The sequence below is a fragment of the Azovibrio restrictus DSM 23866 genome (assembly GCF_000429665.1).
GTDB classification, from domain to species: Bacteria; Pseudomonadota; Gammaproteobacteria; order Burkholderiales; family Rhodocyclaceae; genus Azovibrio; species Azovibrio restrictus.
In genome coordinates this window covers 39417-58669 of the sequence record NZ_AUCH01000018.1, presented here as the reverse complement: position 1 = coordinate 58669, position 19253 = coordinate 39417, and the positions used below count along the sequence as shown (strand labels likewise).

Genomic DNA, 19253 nt, shown 5'->3' with positions numbered 1-19253 from the left:
TCACGGTCATCCGGAAAAAAGGTGGCCCCCCAGCCCCCTTGTCAGGGGGAAGTGCCATCGCGTGGCGACGGATGCTCCTCCCCTGACAAGGGGAGGCCGGGAGGGGTTGGTTTTTCAGCGGCTCAAAAAAGCAAGCCGCCACTTCAGTGCATAGATAAATTTATAAACAACTATAACAATAAATCGTTAATTAGCAGACCACATCTCCCAGTCCGCCAGCACAAGCCCGTTAATTCAATGACTTGCGCCACAACCGTCTAGCTGGCACGCCTCTCGCAATAGAGTAGCCGTCGCCCACTTGCAGCAAAGCCCACGGGACAGGGGGTCCAACCCCGCCGGTGCGGTGGAATCAGGAAGTTTCCGGTCATTCCGCCGTATGCCGCAGCTGCAGGAAAGCGATGTCGGGGTGCCTGGTGGCTCGCCCGGGTTCGATTCCCGGTCATCCCTCCATTGGATAGCTCAATCGGGTAGAGCAACCGTCTCATCAACGGTGTGTCGCGGGTTCGAATCCCGCTCCAAAACTGTCCTCACACGACAGCCTTACAGCAGTACCCCGCCGGCTGCGGCATGCGCAAGCACCCGCCGCCGGTCCGGCCCGGTGCCCGGGTCTGCCTTGGCGGCAGGGTGAAGCTGCCGGGCGTCAGGCGACGCACAGTCCGGACCACAGGTCCGGGCCGTAGCCAGTGCCGACGCCCGGCAGCCCAAGCCCCCCCACCAGGGCCAATCCGGGCATCCGCCGGACCGGCGTGAGCCGGCAGATTTCATCGACGCAAGGGAGAACAAAATGTTGAAGCGTTTCATCGTGAAGAAGAACGAACGGGCCGCCCTGCTGCGCAACGGGGATTTCGAGCGCATCCTCAATCCGGGCCGCCATTACTTTTTTGATCCGCTCGGCGCCCTGTCGCTGACCGTATGGCACACCGATGCCCCCATGGCTGACACGGAGCTGGTGGACTACCTGCGCCAGAACGATCCGGCCGAGGCCGAGCGCCATTTCGTCTGCATGGACCTGAACGAGGATGAGGTGGGGCTGCGCTACGAGAACGACGTGCTGGTGGAAGTGCTGCCCCCCGCCGCCCGCCGGGTGTTCTGGCGCGGCCTGGTGAGCCAGCGGCTGGAAAAGCTCGACCTGCGGGCCGACGCCGCCCTGCCGGCCGAAATGGTGAAGCGCCTGCTGCAGCCCGCCCTGCGCGGCCGCCCGGTGCTGGGACTGAACGGCGTCTTCATGGTGCAGGTGCCGGCTGCCCACGTGGGTCTGCTGCGCATCGACGGCGTGCAGCAGCCCCTGCTGCAGCCCGGAGTGACGGCCTACTGGCGCTTCAACCGGGACCTGCAGGTGGAGCTGGTGGATACCCGCTGGCAGACCATGGAAGTGACCGGCCAGGAAATCCTCACCCGGGACAAGGTGGGCCTGCGCCTCAACCTGGCCGCCACCTGGCGTTTCGATGACGTGCTCGGCGCCTTCGCCCGGCTGGCCAAGCCGGGCGAACACCTCTACCGGGAACTGCAGTTCGGCCTGCGGGCGGCGGTCGGGACGCGCAACCTGGACGAATTGCTGGAAAACAAGCAGCTCATCGACGAGGTGGTGGCCGAACATGTGACCCGGAAACTGGCCGGCTTCGGCCTGGAAATCGGCGGTGTCGGCGTCAAGGACATCGTGCTGCCGGGCGAGATGAAAGCCATCCTGGCCCAGGTGGTGGAAGCCGGCAAGGCAGCGGAAGCCAACGTGCTGCGCCGGCGCGAGGAAACGGCGGCGACCCGCTCGCTGCTCAACACCGCCAAGGTCATGGAAGACAACCCGGTCGCCCTGCGCCTGAAGGAACTGGAAACCCTGGAGCGGGTGGCCGAACGGATCGACCGCATCTCGGTCTTCGGTGGCCTCGATCAGGTGTTGAACGGGTTGGTGACCCTGGCGAAGTAGCTGCCTGGCTGGAGCGGGCAGCTGAGCGCAGGGCGAACAGCCTATAGCAAGGAGAAACGAACATGGAAGGCTACAAAAGCGGAAAACAGCGCCGCGCCGAGATCAAGGCGGCGCGGCGGCTGCATCGCCTGGCAGCGCGAGCGGCCAACCGGGTTGTTGCACCGCCGCCCGGCCCTGTCGTGCCGGTGGATTACAGCAAGCTGATGGCCAATAACAGCTATGGCCTGAGCCCCTTCGCGCTGCGCGGCTACTACGTCGATAGGCCCTTCACCTGCTGCGATTGCGCTGCGGCCTGCGTGTGGACCGCCGAGCAGCAACGCTGGTGGTACGAAACCATCGGCGGTTCGCAAGACGCCATCGCCAAACGCTGCCGTCCCTGCCGCCAGCGCGAACGGCAACGCAAGGAATTGGCCCGGCAGGTGTCACAGGCCGGGTTGTTGAGAAAACAGGCGCGTCTGGCTGCTTTGGCCAACGGGCATTGAAACGAACAAGGGCACGAACGCGAAACGGCGAGCGGCCGGTAAACGAGTGACGAGACCGGTGAAGGGTAAAACCGAAAGCTTCAGCGGGGAGCGGTATTTGAGGATGCAGTTCCGGGGTCTGCGTAAGGTTCCGCGAATGGCGCGCGTTTAAAGCTTCCCCGCACATCGGAGTAATGCCCGATGGCGGCTTACTGCGGGTTCGAGTCCCGCCGTGTCCACCAGTAGAATGCAAAACGAATAATCCGGCAGGAGCACTGCCCAAGAAAGGAAAGAAAAATGCCCTATCAAGTACAAGACGTGAGCGAAGGCAAGCCGATCAAACTGTGGACCGAAGGCGTCCCGGTCGAGGACGACGCCCGCAAACAGCTGATGAACACTGCGAAGATGCCCTTCATCTTCCGCCACCTGGCGGTGATGCCGGACGTGCATCTGGGTAAGGGTTCGACCATCGGCAGCGTGATCCCGACGCAAGGGGCGATCATCCCGGCGGCGGTCGGCGTCGATATCGGCTGCGGCATGATGGCGGCGCGTACCACGCTGACTGCCAGCGACCTGCCGGATAACCTGCACGGCCTGCGCTCGGCCATCGAAGCTGCCGTGCCGCACGGGCGAACCATGACCCGTAGCGGGCGCGATAAAGGCTCGTGGGAAAACCCGCCGGAAGCCGTCGACGCCATGTGGTCGGCCTTGCTGCCGGGCTTCACGCGCATCACCGAAAAATACCCGCGCCTGAAGAACACCAACAACTACAAACACCTGGGAACCCTGGGAACCGGTAACCACTTCATCGAAGTCTGCCTCGACGAGGCCGATCACGTCTGGTTCATGTTGCATTCCGGTTCGCGCGGAGTGGGTAACGCCATCGGCAGCCATTTCATCGAACTGGCCCAGGCCGATATGCGCCAGCACATCGCCAACCTGCCGGACAAGAATCTCGCCTACTTCGAGGAAGGCGCCGAGCACTTCGCCGATTACGTGGAAGCCGTGGGTTGGGCCCAGGACTTTGCCCGGCGTAACCGCGACGTGATGATGACCAACGTCGTCGCGGCGGCACGCCAGATCATCGCCAAGCCCTTCACCGCCGACGTGGAAGCGGTGAACTGCCACCACAACTACGTGCAGCGCGAAACCCACTTCGGAAGCGAGGTGCTGGTGACGCGAAAAGGCGCCGTGTCGGCCAAGAAGGGCGAGCTCGGGATCATCCCCGGGTCCATGGGCGCCCGCAGCTACATCGTGCGCGGCCTGGGTAACGAAGAGTCCTTTTGCTCCTGCAGCCACGGCGCCGGGCGCACCATGAGCCGCAACGAAGCCAAGCGCCGCTTCACCGTGGACGACCAGATCAAGGCCACCGCCCATGTGGAGTGCCGCAAGGACAGTGACGTGATCGATGAAATCCCGATGGCCTACAAGGACATCGACGCCGTGATGCACGCCCAGCGCGAGCTGGTGGAGGTGGTGCATACCTTGCGGCAGGTGGTTTGTGTGAAAGGATAGGCAGATGCTGAAAAAACTGCGGGAAGTGCTGCGCCGTGCCAGCACACCGGATGGCGCGAATTTGCCCCATCTCGAACGGCGACGCCTGCTCCAGGAGCTGCTTGCCGAAGGCGATCCCGCTGCGGATGATGCACTACGGATATTGGTCACGCTCAGCCGCGACCAAGACGGTTTCGTGCGTGAGGAGGCAACCTGGCGCCTGGCAAAAAGCCCGGCTCCGGTTGCCCTGCAAGCTATCGTCTTGCGCTTGAACGACTGGGTGTATGAAGTTCGGCAGACCGCAAGAGGTGCCGCCGCAACGTATCTGGAAACGGAACGACTACCAGCTGTTCTGGCTGCATTGGAAGCTATCGTCGGTCTGTCCGGGAAATCGCGTACCGACCACAGCACGTTTGTCGATCAAGTCGGCGCTTTTCTCGACCGGCCGGAACATCGCTCGCTGGTGCTTGCCCGCTTCCGCAAAAGCCGTGGCCCGGTTGCCAGCTTCCTGCTGTCGCGGATGCTGCGCTGGCCGGCAGCGGCGCAGGCTGAGGTCGTCCGGCTGAGCGCGCGGCACGCAGATTTTCTCGTCCGTTCACGCCTCCTGTCTGCCTGCGAAGCATCCGGTTCGCTCGCCGAAGCCGCCCTACGCGCCTTACTGACCGACCGCCATCCGCGCAATCGGCAAAAGGCTTTTCTGGCCCTGTGGCAAAGGGCGCCTTCTGACCGGCAGGCGTTGCTCGAGCAGGCTTTGCTCGATCCTTCCGGCGCGGTGCGTGGCGTAGCGCTGTGGGCAGCAAAGCAGATCGGCTTCGATCTGGCTGCGTTTGTCTCCGCTCAGGGCAACGGAGAAGCCCTGGCGCCGCGAACCTACCTTGGCTGGCTGCAACTACTCGGTGTATTGAAAAACCGGGGAAGCCTGCCGCTGGTAGAAAAAGCCTTTGCCGACGTCCGTCCGCAGGTGCGGCAAGCCGCCTTGCTGGCCTGGGTCGCCATTTCGCGGGAGACGGCCGATGTGCCAACTGTGCAGGCGATGCTCGATAGTTCACCAAAAGTGGCGAAACTGGCCGGGCAGTTGCTGCGCAAGGGCAAGGTTCTGCTCTCCGGCGAGCAGTTGCAGCAGATCGGCGAAGCGTTGGAAAGGCACGGCGATCTCAGTCGTCAGTTGGCTTTCGCGCAACGTCTGGCTTACTGGGAACACTTGGCCTGGTTGCTGGAATTGCTGCCGCGTTACCGCAGCAAGCCGGAACAGCAGACGATTCTCCGGGAGCTTGCAAATAGTCTGGCAAGACAACGCTATGCCCTCGCCAGCCAGCCGCCGGCCATGCAGGAACGGTTGCGCCAGGCCATGCGCCAGAGTGGATTGAGAGAAGCATGGGGGAATCACGACCGATTGCTTGTCTCGCTGGAAGAATTTGATTGATTGGGTAGAACGGCCACCATCATGGAAACCGAAAAACAAAAAGTCCTGAGCGCCCACCCCATAGACCCGGAAGTTCGCGACCGGGTCATGCAGGCGCTCGCCGACATCGAGATACAACACGATGTCACGGTGCTCTACGCCTGCGAATCCGGCAGCCGGGGCTGGGGCTTTGCGTCGCCGGACAGCGATTACGACGTGCGTTTCCTCTACGTCCATCGCCTGCCCTGGTATCTCGCCGTCGAGCCGAAGCGCGACGTGATCGAATTGCCGATCAGCGACGAGCTGGATGTCGGCGGCTGGGAGCTGCGCAAGGCGCTGCGTCTGTTGCGCCGGGCCAATCCGGTGCTGCTTGAATGGCTGGATTCGCCGGTGGTTTACCGGGAAGACACGGCCTTGACCGCAGGCATCCGCGAGCTGGCGACACAGTGGTTTTCGCCCAAGCGCGGGCGTTATCACTACCTGGCGATGGCGCACCGCAACTTTCGCGGCTACTTGCAGGGCGACAGCGTGCGGCTGAAGAAGTACCTCTACGTGCTGCGGCCGCTGCTGGCGGCGCAGTGGATCGAACACGGCCTCGGCCAGCCGCCGATGCGCTTTGCTGATCTGGCCGAGCGCCTGGTGACGGACGCGGCGCTGCTCGACGAAATCAACGCCCTGCTGGAAATCAAGATGCGCGCCGGCGAGGCCGAATACAGCCCGCGCTGGCCGCGCATCCACGCTTTTATCGAAAGCGAACTGGCGCGGACGGTGGTCGATGCCGATTACAAGAAGCCGGAGGGCGATGCCGCCGAACTCGATGCGTTTTTGATGCGGACGGTGCTGGCGGTGTCGGCTAATGCGGGACAAAAGGAGTGATGATGGCACGGGACCCCATGAGTCTGGCGTCAAAAACGGCTCGTTCGCTGATTGGCATGGCCTTGCAGCATGACGAGGATGACGATGCCTACTGGGAATGCGTAACGGCACTTCGCCAATACCGGGGTAGGGATCAAGGTAGCTGGCTGCGACGGCATGCGCAAAGCCGTAACTGGCGCATGCGGACGCTGGTCGTCAACATTCTGTGCCAGCTTGCCATGCCGGGCGCCAAGTTGCCCCATCAGGCAGCGGAGGTCGAATTGGCGAAAGAGATGCTGGGGCGAGGACTGCGCGACTCGCACTGGCGGGTCAATGAAGCGAGCCTTTTTGGATTGGGTCACCGGGAATTCCCCGAATATCTGCCGCAGATGCTTGCATTTCTGGACAGTTCGCGTGCAACGCTGCGTCATGGACTGGCCTTTGCCCTGGGCCGTTATCCGCAGCCGGAAGCCGCTGAAGCGCTACTGAGGCTGATGCAGGACGAAGCAAGGGACGTGCGCAACTGGGCGACCTTTGGCCTGGCATCCTTGAGCGAACAGGATGGTCCGGCGATCCGGGACGGCTTGCTGGCGGCGAGCGGCGATGCCGATCCCGAAATACGCGGCGAAGCTTTGATCGGCCTTGCCCGGAGGGGGGATGAGCGGGTTCGGGAGCGGGTGATGCAGGAACTGCAGGGGGAGTTTCACGGTTCCTGGGCGATAGATGCTGCGGCAGCCCTGGCTGACCAAGGTTTTCTTCCTGCCTTGGAGGCGCTGAAAACTCACCCGGAAATTCTCGCCGACGGCTATTTCTCTTCCGTTCTGGCAGACGCTATCGCTGCATGCGCTAGAGGCGGCAACGACTAAATCACAACAACAAGCAACGAGAACAACAACATGGAATGGATAGAACTCGACGGTTCCCGCGGTGAGGGCGGGGGCCAGATTTTGCGGACGGCCTTGAGCCTGTCGATGATCACCGGCATCCCCTTTGCCATCGAGCGCATTCGTGCCGGGCGCAGGAAACCGGGCTTGCTGCGTCAGCATCTGACGGCCGTGCAGGCGGCGGCCGCGGTGTGTGGAGCGCAGGTGGAAGGAGCTGTGCCCGGCTCGCAACGCTTGCGCTTCCAGCCGGGGCCGATCCGGGGTGGGGATTACGCCTTCGCCATCGGCTCCGCCGGCAGCTCCACCCTGGTGCTGCAGACGGTGTTGCCGGCCCTGTGGTACGCCGACGGACCGAGCACCCTGCGCGTCAGCGGCGGCACCCACAACCCGGCGGCGCCGCCGGCCGATTTCCTGATCCGCTGCTGGCAGCCGCTGCTGCAGCGCATGGGGGTGACGCTGGACATCCAGTTGCTGCGTCACGGCTTCTATCCGGCCGGCGGCGGCGAGGTGCTGGCGTCCACGGCGCCGGTCACGGCCTGGCAGCCCTTGCAGCTGGAAAGCCCCGGCCCCCTGCAACGCACCCGCGCCATTGGCGTGGTTTCCGGGGTGCCCGCTGAAATTGCCAAGCGGGAAATGCAGCGGGCCGCCAGTTCCCTGGGGCCCCTGGACGAGGAGCTGCGGGTGCTGCCCGCCAACGAGGGGCCGGGCAATGTGCTGATGGTGGTGCTGGAGTATCCGGAACTGACGGAGCTCTTTTCCGCCTGCGGCGAACGGGGCCTGCCGGCGGAAACCGTGGCCGACCAGGCGGCCAGGGAAGCCAGGCATTATCGGGACAGCGGCGCAGCCGTCGGCGAGCACTTGGCCGACCAGCTGCTACTGCCGATGGCCCTGGCCGGGCAGGGCAGCTTCACCACCCACCGGCTCTCCTCCCACCTGCACAGCAATATGGAAGTGATCGGAAAGTTCCTGGCCGTGGACATGGAAACCCGGGAAATGGCCGGCTGCTACCGGGTGGAACTGGGCTGAGCCCGCTTGCCTGCCGGGCACCGCCCGGTGTTCAATGACGCACGCATCGACATCATCAGGAGCCTCCATGCCCTCTCACCAAGCTGAAGACACTGTTGCCATCGCTCGTTTCTGGCGGGAATTCCAGCAAGGACTGGATGCCTGGAACGCGTTGCCCCCGCACGACAGGGTGCCGGCCTGGAATGACTGGCTGGCGGATTTCCACCCGGAGCTGGCCTTTGAGCTGTCCGGCAGGGAGGAGCAGCCGCCCCTGAAACTGATCCTCACCGCCCACGGCCGGAGTGAGCACTTTCCCCTGCTTTCTGCCCTGGTTGCCCAGGCCCCCGCCCTGCCCGGCTATCAACTGGAAGCTTTCCGCTCCCGTTCCCAGGGCACTGATTTCGGCATCAGCATGGACGGCATGAACCTGGAGACCCGGGATCTGCTGGTCCGGCACTATGCCGATGACGGCCAGGTGGGCCTGGAGATCGGCTTTGCCGAAGCCATTCCCGAAGCGAAGCAGGATCAGGCCGCCGGCATGGCCATGATCATCCTGGACCACGTCCTGGGAGAATACGATTTCGCCGTGAAGGTAGGCTGCGTGGATTTCGTCTTTCCCCCGGAGCCCCTGCCCGCCGGGGCCATCCCCTTGAACGGCTTCCGCCCGGTGTTCGATGCCTTCTGGCAGCAGGACCTGGGCCATACGGGGCTTTTCCCGTCCTCCGAGCAGAGTTGGCGGGGACTGGAAGTGAGCTTCCCCCGCCACGACGGGGCGGACCAGGAAGAAATCAGCCTGGTGAGCGTGAATGAAAGCGCCAATGCCCTGGCCATGCGCGCCGACCTGGCCCACGCCCTCACCTTGAGCCTGCCGGTGCGCTGTGCCGCTACCCTGGAACAGGCCCAGGAGCTCCAGGACAACCTGGCCGGCCAGCTGGAACAGCGCCAGGAAGGCATCCTGGCCTACACCCTGCTGCAGGGGCAGCAGCGCCACGCGGTCTACTACGTCAGCGCCCCCGAGGAGGCCAGCGCCCGGGCCCGACAGATGCTCGCTCGGGAGGGCTTGCAGGAGGGCGCCCTGGACTGGGAGGCGGACTGCCTCTGGTCCTCCTACTTCCAGTTCGCCCGCCTGGGGGCCTGAAACGGGCACAGAGGAAGTCCCGGCCTGGCCCCAACCCCAAAGCCATTTGGCTCTATCTAACCCCCTGAGGGACATTCCATGGGTCTTGATGCCGTCGAACTGCTCCTGGCCGTGGAGGCGGAATTCGGAGTCAGCATCGCCGACGGGGACGCGGCCGATTTGCGTACGCCCCGGCAGTTGGCCGACCATGTGGCTGAGCTGCTGGGCGGGGCGCCGGGGACGGCAGCCCCCTGCCTCTCCCAGGCGGCCTTTTACCGGCTGCGGAGCGTCCTGGTGGATGAGTTTGGCGCCAGGCGCCGGGAGCTGCACCCGGACACGGCTTTGCTTGACTGCCTGGGCCCGGACCTGCGCCGTCAATGGCCCCGCCTGCGCTTAGCCCTGAAGGCCCCCTACCTGCCCCTGCTGTGCAGCAGCAAGCGGCGCACCGCCCTGTGGAGCCTGGGGCTGCCCCTGGCGGGGGGTACAGTCCTGGTGTTCCAGCAGGTTGCCGCAGGCTGGCTTCTGGCGGGCCTGTTCGGGCTGTGGCTGGGCGGACTATATCTGGCTGACTGGCAGGCGGACCGCCTGCCGCCCCAGCTGACCCGGGTCCGGGACCTGCTGCCCTACGTCCCTCTGCCGGAGCACCGGCCCTGGACCCGGGAACACATCCTGGAACGGGTGCTCCAGATTTCTTCCTGGGAACTGGGCATCCCGGTGGAGCAGATTCACCCGGACCACGACTACGTCAGGGACCTGGGTGTGGATTGAAGCAGCCCCCTCGCCACACCGACCTGAAAAAACGAAAACAATCAATGTCTTGCCCCAAGCCCATGGAGAGGCAAGCAGTCCACCCCAGGCCAGGCTTTTCTCTGTGCCGCTGTGCCTCTGTGGTTCAACAAATGAGGTTTTCAGCTTGCCGCCCTACAGCGGTGCGGCAGGCGGCTGGAAGGGCAGCTGGCCGGTGGCCAGGTAGGCCCGGCAGCGTTCCTCGTATTCCCGGGTGCTCTTGGGCATCGGGGTGCGGGCCCGGGTGATATAGAACACCAGGTCCCGCCCCTTCAGGAGCAGCTCCAGGCCATCGGCAAAGCTGTGGACCGGCCCCGCTTCCGGCACTGCCGCCAGGGGCTGGGGCGGGAACTGGGCCAGGCATTCCCCCGCGGCCACCAGGCGGGCCCAGACGTCGAAGATCTGAGGATCGGTGCGCAGGGTCTCGGTCTTGACCCGGGCGGCCGCAGCAAAATCCAGGATCAGCCCCTCCACCCCGGCAAACAGGGGAATCCGCCCGAAGGTGGCCACCATGGTGGCGGCAATCCGGTCGATGTCGCGCAGGGTCTGGCCGATCTTGATGTAGCGGCTTTCGTAGAAATCTTCCACGGGAATGGAGAAAGCCCGGAAGGGCTCGCCCCAGAGCTCGTCTATGCCCTCCTCGCCGCTCCGGTGGCGCACGAAGCGCCCCAGCTCCATGGCTTCCAGCAGGCACTGGCCGCATTCCCGCATCAGGGCATCGTCGCTGTGCACCTCGATGCCGTCGGCCTGGAGCTCCACCAGCTTGCGGAAGATGTCCGTGGCCCGGTTGAACAGGGCACCAGCCAGCATGGCTCCCTTGACCCGGCGCCGGGCCGGGTCGCTTTCCGCGGCAAAGGCGGTCCGGGCTTCCGCCAGCCGGGTGCCGGGAATGTTGAGCCCGTATTCGGTATGGTTGAAGAGCCGCCGGGTCAGGGCCTCGATCAGGCGCTTCTTGGCTTCCAGGGAATCGGCAGGCACCGGGTAGGTCTTGATCCAGTAGCCGTCGTAATAGACCCGCTCCTGCCCGTCGATGATGCGTCGGGTGCCTTCCCGGGGCGGCGCAAGGTGGGCTTCGGGGATATCCAGCTGGTACACGGTGGTCATCATGGGTTCAGTTTCCAGGGACCGGAGGCCCGGATTTCAAGCAAGAGTCATGCAATGCACAGGGCCAGGGGAGGCTCAACGTCCCCGCCCCTTGCCCCGGGGGGTGCCGGAACGGCGGGGAATCACGGCGTCGAAGCCTTCCCACTTGCTCGACACGGGTTTGCCGCCGCGCCGCCCGCCGGCCCCGGCACGACGGCCCGGGCTGGGTTTCTGCACCGGCTTGGCGGCGGACCCCGTGAGGGGCACCCGGTGCTCGGGCTCGAAGCCGTGCATTTCCTGCCGCTCCAGGGTACGGCCGATCAGGGCCTCGATGGCGGCCAGCAGGGTCACCTCGTCAGCGCAGACCAGGGACACCGCCTCGCCGCTGGCCCCGGCCCGGCCGGTGCGGCCGATGCGGTGCACATAGTCCTCGGGCACCTGGGGCAGGTCGAAATTCACCACCTGGGGCAGGTCGTCGATATCCAGGCCCCGGGCCGCCACGTCGGTGGCCACCAGTACCTGCACCGCCCCGGCCTTGAAGGCCTCCAGGGCCCGGAGACGGCTGGCCTGGGGCTTGTCCCCGTGGATGGAATCGGCCTTCACCCCGCGCTCCAGGAGGGTGGTCACCAACTGCTCCACCCCCTTGCGGGTTTTCACGAACACCAGCACCTGGCCCCAGCGCTTCTGCTTGAGCAGGTGGCAGAACAGGGCCGGCTTCTTTTTCTTGTCCACCGGCACCAGCCACTGCTTCACGGTCCGGGCGGCGCTGTTCCTGGGCGCCACTTCAATCTTGAGGGGATCGCGCAGCAGCTGGCCGGCCATGGCCCGGATCTCGTCCGAGAAGGTGGCGGAAAACAGCAGGGTCTGGCGCTGGCGTGGCAGGGCGGCGAAAACCTCCTCCAGCTCCCGGGCAAAACCCAGGTCCAGCATCCGGTCCGCCTCATCCAGCACCAGGGTGGTGACTGCCGCCAGGCTCAGGGCACCTTGACGGTGCAGATCCAGCAGCCGCCCCGGCGTTGCCACCAGGATTTCCACCCCCCGGCCCAGGGCGGTGATCTGGGGATTCAAGGGCACGCCGCCGTAAGCCGCGTAACTGCGCAGGATCAGGAACTGGCCGTAGACCTGGAAGCTCTGCAACACCTGTTCCGCCAGCTCCCGGGTGGGCACCAGGACCAGCACCCGCACCCGGCCGGGTTCCGCCGGCGGTTCCCCCGAGAGCCGCTGCAGCAGGGGCAGGGCGAAGGCGGCGGTCTTGCCGGTGCCGGTCTGGGCCGCTGCCAGCAGGTCCCGACCGGCCAGCACGGCGGGCACGGCCTGGGCCTGGACCGGGGTGGGCTGGGCGTAGCCGGAAAGCTCCAGAGCTTCCAGCAGGGGATCAATCAGGCCTAGGGCAGCAAAGGTCATGGGCAGGCGAGGTACGGGGAAAAGTCCGGCAGTGTACCCGCCAAACGCCTCCGCCGCCTCCCCCCGCCCGGGTAAACCTCACAGGGAAGCAAGAAAAGCCAGCAGCGCCTCCCGCTCGGCGGCCGGCAGGCGGCGCACCGCCTCCCGGGAGCGGCTGGCCTCGCCCCCGTGCCAGAGAATGGCCTCCAGGACATTGCGGGCCCGGCCGTCATGGAGCAGGGTGCCGTGCCCATTCACCGTCGGCAGCAGCCCCAGGCCCCACAGGGGCGGCGTCCGCCACTGGCTGCCGCTGGCCTGGTAGTCGGGCCGGCCATCAGCCAGCTCCGGCCCCATGTCGTGCAGCAGCAGGTCCGTGTAGGGCTGGATGCGCTGCCCCCCCAGGGCCGGAAATCCCGGGAAGGGGCCGGTGCGCAGGCGGGGCTGGTGGCAGCTGGCGCAACCGGCCTCGGCGAACAGGCGGCGGCCCCGGCGCACCTGGGGGCCCCCCTGGTTGCGGGGGGCGGGCACGGCGAGCAGGTAGTGATACAAAGTCATTTCCTCCAGGGCCCCGGGCACCAGCTCCGGGTGCTGATCCGACTGGGCAGCACAGGCCTGCTGGGCCGGAGGGCAGTTGGGCTCGGGAAACAGGACCGAGGTGATACCCATGTCCCCGGCCAGGGCGCCGGCAATCTGCTGGCGCACCGTGGGCTGGTTGGCCTTGAGGCCGAAACGCCCCAATGCCTGGCGCTGCCGGGCCGCATCCCAGACCCGGTTGGGCTGGCCGGCCACGCCTTGACCGGCTTTTTTCTGGGCCCGGGCCAGGGCAAGGATGTCGGCCTCCGGCACGGCTTCGAGCAGGCCCAGACCAAAGATGGGCGGCGCCACCCGCACCGAGGTCATGAGCTCAGGATGCATGGGGCCCTGGATCAGCCCCCGGAAGGCCACCCGGGGAGCCCGCAGCTCCACCCGAGTGCCGTCGGCCAGCTGCTCCTCACGACTCTCCCAGACCAGGTAGGCCTCCCCTTCGCCGGGCACGCCAGGGATGCCGAACTCGTTCAGCTGATCCCCATAGACCGGCTCGGGCAGGGGCCCGCCATGGGCATCGCGACCGGGAATGGAAAGCCGCACCAGCATCGAGTGCATGGGCCGGGCCTGATCATCGGGCGCAGCGCCCCGGCCGTTGCGCGGGTGACAGGAAATGCAGGCGGGCCGGTTGTAGGTGGGGCCCAGGCCGGCGATACGGGGTTCCAGGGAAGGGGAGATCACCCAGGTCTGGCGCACCAGGCCCCGGCCGGCCAGGACCCGCTCCCGCTCGGCTGCAGGCACCAGGTCCCAGAGGATCTGCTGGTAGGCGTCCCGGCCCTGGTCCCGGGTGGTGAAGCGGCCGCCCGCCGCTGCTTCCCCGGCTCCGGCCGGGCCCCAGGCCAGGCTTGCCAGCAGGACCAGAGCGGCCGGGAGCCACCCTCCATTTTTGCGTTCTAGATGCATCATCAACTCCTCCAGGCTTGCAGCAGTTTTCCGGCCCGGGCCTGAGCCGCTTCGACCCGGTTCCGCCACTCGGCCTCCCGGGCCAGGCGGGCCGGGGCCGGCGGTGGCTCGGGCTGGCCCGGCACCCGGTCGGGGAAATCGAACAGGCGGCGCAGCTCCCCATCCGCCTGCTGGGCATCCGGCACCGGACAGGCGCTCAGCAGGGCCCGGGCCTCAGCAGTCACGGCCGGGTCCGCTCCGGCCGCCTCGGCCCGGTGCAGGGCCTGCCACAGGGGAAGGGCCCGCCCGTGGGGCTGCACCAGGGCCTGTTCGAACAGGGCCGCCACCAGCCCCTGGCGGGAGCGGGTCAGCACGTCGCTGTAGGCCAGGTTGCCGGGGGCGAAGGGCTGGGCCGAGAGTTCCGGATGGGCCTCGTACAGGGCCTTGCGCACCGGCAGACGGTGCACGTCCGGGTGCAGCAGCAGTTCCTGTCCCTCGGCGGACAGCAGAAACTCGACGAAATCCCGGGCCGCCGCCGGGTGGGGCGCCCCGGCCAGGATCGCCACCTGGGCCGGGTTGTAGGCGGTGCGGGGCGGGTAGATGAAGGACACGGATGCGCCGCTGGAGCGGGCCGCGGCAGCGAAGAAGTCTATGGTCAGGCGCGCCGCCCGGCGGCCGCTCACCAGATCATCGGTACCCGGGTTGCTGTCGCCGCTACCGAATTCCGCATTGGCGGCGATGGCGGCCAGCACCGCCCAGCCCTCGTCCCAGCCATAGCCCTGGAGGACGGCCTCGATCAATACTGGCGCGAACCCCACCCGGCCGGGGATGGGCAGCTCCACCTGGCCCCGGTAACGGGGATCGGCCAGGTCGCGCCAATCCCGGGGCGGCGTCAGCCCCAGGCGGCCCAGGGCCGTCCGGTTATAGGCGATGCCGTAGCCGGCCAGCTCGAAGGCGGCGAACTGGCCGTCCGGGTCGGAAATGGGATAGCCGGCCACCCGGGACGGCAGGGCTGCCGTATCCAGCAGCAGGGGAGCCAGCCGCCCCTCGGCCTTGAGGAGGGCGAAATTGCGGGGCGCCGGGGTCCAGTACACGTCCACCTCCTGCTGGCCGCCCCGGCGCAGGTAGGCCAGGGCGTCGGCGGACTGGCGCCAGAGGATTTCCACCCGGCGGCCGGGATGGCGGGCCTCGTAGGCCAGCTGGAAACGCCCCACCAGTTCCTCCGGGTAGCTGGTCAGCACCACCACCCGCTCCCCGGCTCCCAGGGCTCCGCGCCAGCCGCCCAGGCCCGCCGCGGCAGCCCCTGCAAGCAGCAGGCCGGTGGCGCGACGGCGCTTGATGTTCATTTGTTGTCCCATGTGCATGACTCCCTTGAAGGTTCAGAACTGCAGGCGGGTGGCCAGGAGGAAGTTGCGGCCTTCCTGGGGATAGCCATCCACCAGCGCGTAGTTCTTGTCGAGCAGGTTGCGCCCCGTGAGGGAGACATCCCAGCTGGGGGTGAGCCGGTATTCGAGCTTCAGGTTGAGGAGCGCGTATTCCCCGGTCTTCACGTAGCTGCTGCTCTTGACCGCGTCGGCGGACCAGCGGGGGCTCCCGTATTCCAGGCTGGGAATCACCCGCAGCCCGCCCGTGGCCTGCCACTTGGCGTACACCAGGGCCTTGTGGCGCGGCGTGGTGGTAAGCCGGGCGGCTGCATCGTTGGGGTTGTCGATGCGGGTGTCGATGTAGGAATAGTTGCCCCCCACTTCCAGCCCCTGGGCCAGGCGGGCCGTGAGCCCCAGCTCCAGGCCCTTGAAGGTGGCGTCGCCCACGTTCTGGCTCTGGCTGTAGTTGCCGCCGTTATAGACGATGGGCACGGCCTGGATGGCGTCCTTGACCCGGTTGTGGAACAGGGCCACCTCGCCGCGCAGGCCGGGCAGCAGCTCGTCAGCCAGGCCCAGCTCCACGTTGCGGGCCCGCTCGGGGTCCAGCCAGGGGTTGGACAGGGCGCCGCCGAAGCGGGAGCTGAAGCGCTCGAACATGGTGGGGAAGCGGGTCCGGTCCGAGTAGGACAGATGCACCTTGCCCGTGCCGCTATAGCGATAGATGGCGGCCGCCTGATAGTTGGTGGCCTGGCTGTCCGCCGTGGGCTGCTCGAAGAAACCGTCCCCGCTCCGGAACTCCTCGGCCTTCCGGGACTTGCGCCAGTCACGGCTGATGCCGCCGATCAGGTCGAGCCGGGAGGTCAGGTGCCAGGTGTCCTCGATGGCCAGGGAGTAGGTGTCCTCGACGGTGCTCTGTTTGGGCTCGGTGAAGCCGCTAGCGTGGGTGAGCTGCCACTCGGTATGGTCGTCCCGGCGGTAGTGGAAGGCCGCCTTCAGGGTCTGCCGGGCAAAATGCTCGGTGCCCAGCTCCAGGCTCACCCCCTTGGCGTTGTCGTCGTAGTAGCTGGTCCAGTTGGGGGTGTTGAGGCTGGTGTTGGTATAAGCCACCAGGTCATTTTCGAACTTGTTGTAATAGGCCTTGGTCTTGAGCCAGCTGGATTCACCCAGCTGGGTGTGGGACAGCCAGTACAGGCTCCAGGTATCCCACTTGGGCCAGTCCCAGGTGCTGATGCTGGACGTGCCGGTGACGGAGCCGATACCGTGCTTCTCGCCGCGCTGCTTGACGAAGTTCAGGGAGTATTCGTCGGTGGCGTTGGGGGTCAGGCCCGCCTTCAGGTTGATACGCCAGTCCTTCTTGCTGGTGTGGTCTCGCTGGCCGCCGTTTTCGGCCTGGGTGGGCTGAAAGTCATCGGAGAGCCGCCAGTGGTCCATGTCCCGCTGTTCGACGCTAGCCTGGAAGTAATAGCTTTCCTGGCGCCCGCCCACGTTGGCATAGACGGTGTTGCCGTTGTACTGGCCCTCGCCCCCCATGGCGATGGAGGCCCGGACCTCGGACTCGAAGGCCTTGACCGGCTTGCGGGTCACCAGGTTGATGGCGCCGCCCATGCCGTCAGGACCGTTCAACACGGAAACATAGCCCTTGGAAACCTGGATCTCGGACAGGTCGGGGGTCAGGAAGCGGTCGAAGTCAATGCGGTTGTCGGCGGGCAGGTAGAGGCGGATGCCGTCCATGAGCAGGGGCACCTGCCAGCGGTCGAAACCGCGCACGCTGATCAGGGCTTCGTTACGGCTGCCGGCGCCGCTGGTGCTCGTCACCCCGGGCACCAGATTCAAGGCCTCGGCCAGGCCGTCCTTGTCGAAATCCCGCAGGGTCTCCCGGTTCAGGCTGTCGGTACCGATGGGGCGTTCGTCCTCCCGGTGGGAAGTGACGGTGATCTGCCCCAGGGTGAACACGCTGCCGTCCCCGGGCACCTGACCGGCGCCGGCATCGGCGGCCTGAGCCGCCTGGAAGGCCAGCCCCAGGGCAACGGTGAGGGCACAGCGGATAAAGGGGGGAGTGGTTTTCATGGCTTTCCTTTCATGGCATGGGTATCGAAGCACTATCCGTCTCGCCCTGGCTTCGCAATATACATGCCAACATAGCGAATGCCAGAAACCCCACACACACAAGGAAAAACAGGAAACAAAGTGCGTCAACAACACGACAAAAGCCATACTCGTTGTGCACTTTAAAACATAACGTAACGGAGAACGGGGCGCGAAAACGAGGCGCCAGCCCCCCTCGCTGATGCGCGCCCGGCCATAGATGGCTATGATGGGCGCCTTTGCAGGCGGGGCCGGACTCCGCGATAACAGGAGAATCCCCTATGGCGTCCGCCCCCGAAAATGTCAGCATGGCCCTCTTCTGCGACTTCGAGAACGTCGCCCTGGGCGTGCGCGACGCCCAGTACGAAAAATTCGACATCAAGCCGGTGCTGGAGCGGCTGCTGGTGAAAGGCTCCATCGTGGTGAAGAAGGCCTACTGCGACTGGGACCGCTACAAGGCCTTCAAGGCCGGCATGCACGAAGCCAACTTCGAACTCATCGAAATTCCCCACGTACGCCAGTCGGGCAAGAACTCCGCCGACATCCGCCTGGTGGTGGATGCCCTGGACCTCTGCTACACCAAGGCCCACGTGGACACCTTCGTGATCATCTCCGGGGATTCCGACTTCTCCCCCCTGGTTTCCAAGCTGCGGGAAAACGCCAAGCAGGTGATCGGCGTCGGGGTGAAGCAATCCACCTCGGACCTGCTCATCGCCAACTGCGACGAATTCATCTTCTACGACGACCTGGTGCGGGACCGGGAGGCCAAACGCGCCACGGTGCGCAAGGATGTCGCCCGGGAAGCCGGCAGCAAGCGGGGCGAGGACGACAGAAAGCGCAAGGAGGAACTGCGCAGCAAGGGCATAGAACTGGCCGTGGCCACCTTCGAAGACCTGATGGCCGAACGCAGCGACACGGAAAAGCTCTGGGCCTCGGTGCTGAAGGAAGCCATCAAGCGGCGCAATCCGGGCTTCAACGAGTCCTACTATGGCTTCAAGGCCTTCGGCAACCTGCTTGAGGAAGCCCAGCACCGGGGCCTAATCGCCTTCGGCCGGGACGAGAAATCCGGCGCCTACGTGTTCCGCAGCGCCGGCGCCCCCCTGCCCGCCAGCCCGGTGGAAACGCCGGCTCCCGCCCCGGTGAGCGCCGCCGAAGCCCCGGCACAGGCCCAGAGCGCCGCCCCGGAAGCCCCCCCGCGCCCCGCCGCCGAGAAGGAACGGAACAACCGCGGCGCCCGGAGCAAAGGCCGCAACCGGAAGGGAGAGGACAGCAGCGCCGCGCCCGAGCCGGCCGCCCCCGTCGCACAGGAAGCTGCGCCAGCCCAGGAGGCTGCTCCGGCAGCAGAGCCCCCCGCCTCGGAGACCCTGCCCCAGGAAGCCCAGGCCCAGCCCGTCAAGAGCACGGCCAGGAAAACCAGCCCCCGCAAGACCCCGGCCCGCAAGAGCGGCGCGGCCAAGGCGAGCGGCACGAAAGAATCCGGCGGCAAGGGCGTTGCCACTACAGACCTTGCCACCAAGGGATCTGGCACCAAAGCATCTGCCACCACAGCGTCTGCCACCAAAGACGCCGGCCTCCAGGATGCAGCCCCCCAGGCCACCGCTACCAGGAGCGGCACCGCCAAGACCGGGAAAGCCGCCAAGGCTGCGGCCCGAAAGCCCGCCGCTGCAGCCTCCAGCGCTGCCGCAGCGCCCCAGGCCGCCGCCGAACCCGCTCCGGTCGCCACCCCCGCCACCGCAAGCACCGCAAGCACCGCCAAAGCACCGCGCAAGAGTTCCCGCAGCAAGAAGGCTGCGGCCAAGACCGAAGGCTGAGCCCCCTTTAAGCACCGGAGCGGGCGGCGCCCCGCCCCGGTGCTTGTCACCTTCCCGACAAGCCCGTCCGACAAGCCGCACCTCCAGGACTGGCACAGCCACCACAACAAAAACACAAACCCTTGTTTAACAAGG

The 19253-nt window shown here is 66.2% G+C and carries 15 protein-coding genes and 1 tRNA gene; 11 read left to right on the top strand and 5 right to left on the bottom strand.

Going from position 1 to position 19253, the window contains the following annotated elements:
- Window positions 1–448: 448 nt before the first annotated feature.
- From G474_RS0114975 to G474_RS0114930, 10 genes are all read left to right on the top strand, one after another.
- Window positions 449–521: transfer RNA gene (locus G474_RS0114975), tRNA-Met, on the top strand.
- A 263-nt stretch (window positions 522–784) separates the two neighbouring features.
- A complete protein-coding gene (locus tag G474_RS0114970; protein WP_026687683.1) occupies window positions 785–1921 on the top strand; it encodes a slipin family protein in 1137 nt (378 codons plus the stop codon).
- Window positions 1922–1983: 62 nt separating this feature from the next.
- Entirely contained in the window at window positions 1984–2403 is a 420-nt protein-coding gene (locus tag G474_RS21060) for a zinc-ribbon domain containing protein (protein WP_084513790.1), read from the top strand.
- A gap of 276 nt (window positions 2404–2679) precedes the next feature.
- On the top strand, window positions 2680–3897 hold the full coding sequence (locus G474_RS0114960) for an RtcB family protein (RefSeq protein WP_026687682.1): 1218 nt from the start codon (window positions 2680–2682) through the stop codon (window positions 3895–3897).
- A 4-nt stretch (window positions 3898–3901) separates the two neighbouring features.
- Window positions 3902–5299, top strand: a complete 1398-nt coding sequence (locus tag G474_RS0114955) for a HEAT repeat domain-containing protein (RefSeq protein ID WP_026687681.1) — start codon at window positions 3902–3904, stop codon at window positions 5297–5299.
- A 21-nt stretch (window positions 5300–5320) separates the two neighbouring features.
- The gene (locus G474_RS0114950) at window positions 5321–6154 is read left to right on the top strand and encodes a nucleotidyltransferase domain-containing protein (protein ID WP_026687680.1); all 834 of its coding nucleotides are present in this window, start codon (window positions 5321–5323) and stop codon (window positions 6152–6154) included.
- 17 nt (window positions 6155–6171) lie between these two features.
- Window positions 6172–6999: a HEAT repeat domain-containing protein gene (locus G474_RS22220; protein ID WP_169729529.1), complete on the top strand. Its 828-nt coding sequence runs from the start codon at window positions 6172–6174 to the stop codon at window positions 6997–6999.
- 30 nt (window positions 7000–7029) lie between these two features.
- Complete coding sequence (rtcA, locus tag G474_RS0114940; RefSeq protein ID WP_026687679.1) at window positions 7030–8043, top strand: RNA 3'-terminal phosphate cyclase; 1014 nt, start codon at window positions 7030–7032, stop codon at window positions 8041–8043.
- Window positions 8044–8110: 67 nt separating this feature from the next.
- Window positions 8111–9160: a DUF695 domain-containing protein gene (locus G474_RS21050; protein ID WP_156919285.1), complete on the top strand. Its 1050-nt coding sequence runs from the start codon at window positions 8111–8113 to the stop codon at window positions 9158–9160.
- A 78-nt stretch (window positions 9161–9238) separates the two neighbouring features.
- The gene (locus G474_RS0114930) at window positions 9239–9907 is read left to right on the top strand and encodes an acyl carrier protein (RefSeq protein ID WP_026687678.1); all 669 of its coding nucleotides are present in this window, start codon (window positions 9239–9241) and stop codon (window positions 9905–9907) included.
- Window positions 9908–10060: 153 nt separating this feature from the next.
- Here the strand turns inward: G474_RS0114930 and G474_RS0114925 are convergent, their stop codons facing one another.
- From G474_RS0114925 to G474_RS0114905, 5 genes are all read right to left on the bottom strand, one after another.
- The gene (locus G474_RS0114925; RefSeq protein ID WP_026687677.1) at window positions 10061–11029 is read right to left on the bottom strand and encodes a hypothetical protein; all 969 of its coding nucleotides are present in this window, start codon (window positions 11027–11029) and stop codon (window positions 10061–10063) included.
- Between the two features lie 75 nt (window positions 11030–11104).
- Window positions 11105–12412 carry a DEAD/DEAH box helicase gene (locus G474_RS21045; protein ID WP_084513788.1) on the bottom strand — a complete coding sequence of 436 codons (1308 nt, stop codon included), beginning with the start codon at window positions 12410–12412 and terminating at the stop codon, window positions 11105–11107.
- 78 nt (window positions 12413–12490) lie between these two features.
- A complete protein-coding gene (locus G474_RS0114915) occupies window positions 12491–13882 on the bottom strand; it encodes a di-heme oxidoreductase family protein (RefSeq protein ID WP_245589378.1) in 1392 nt (463 codons plus the stop codon).
- Window positions 13882–15204 carry an ABC transporter substrate-binding protein gene (locus G474_RS0114910; RefSeq protein ID WP_051282338.1) on the bottom strand — a complete coding sequence of 441 codons (1323 nt, stop codon included), beginning with the start codon at window positions 15202–15204 and terminating at the stop codon, window positions 13882–13884. The genes G474_RS0114915 and G474_RS0114910 overlap by 1 nt, the downstream gene beginning before the upstream one ends.
- 33 nt (window positions 15205–15237) lie before the next feature.
- Complete coding sequence (locus G474_RS0114905) at window positions 15238–17289, bottom strand: TonB-dependent receptor plug domain-containing protein (RefSeq protein WP_026687674.1); 2052 nt, start codon at window positions 17287–17289, stop codon at window positions 15238–15240.
- Between the two features lie 299 nt (window positions 17290–17588).
- Between G474_RS0114905 and G474_RS0114900 the strand changes: the two genes are divergently transcribed.
- Complete coding sequence (locus G474_RS0114900) at window positions 17589–19118, top strand: NYN domain-containing protein (RefSeq protein WP_026687673.1); 1530 nt, start codon at window positions 17589–17591, stop codon at window positions 19116–19118.
- The last annotated feature ends 135 nt before the right edge of the window (window positions 19119–19253 follow it).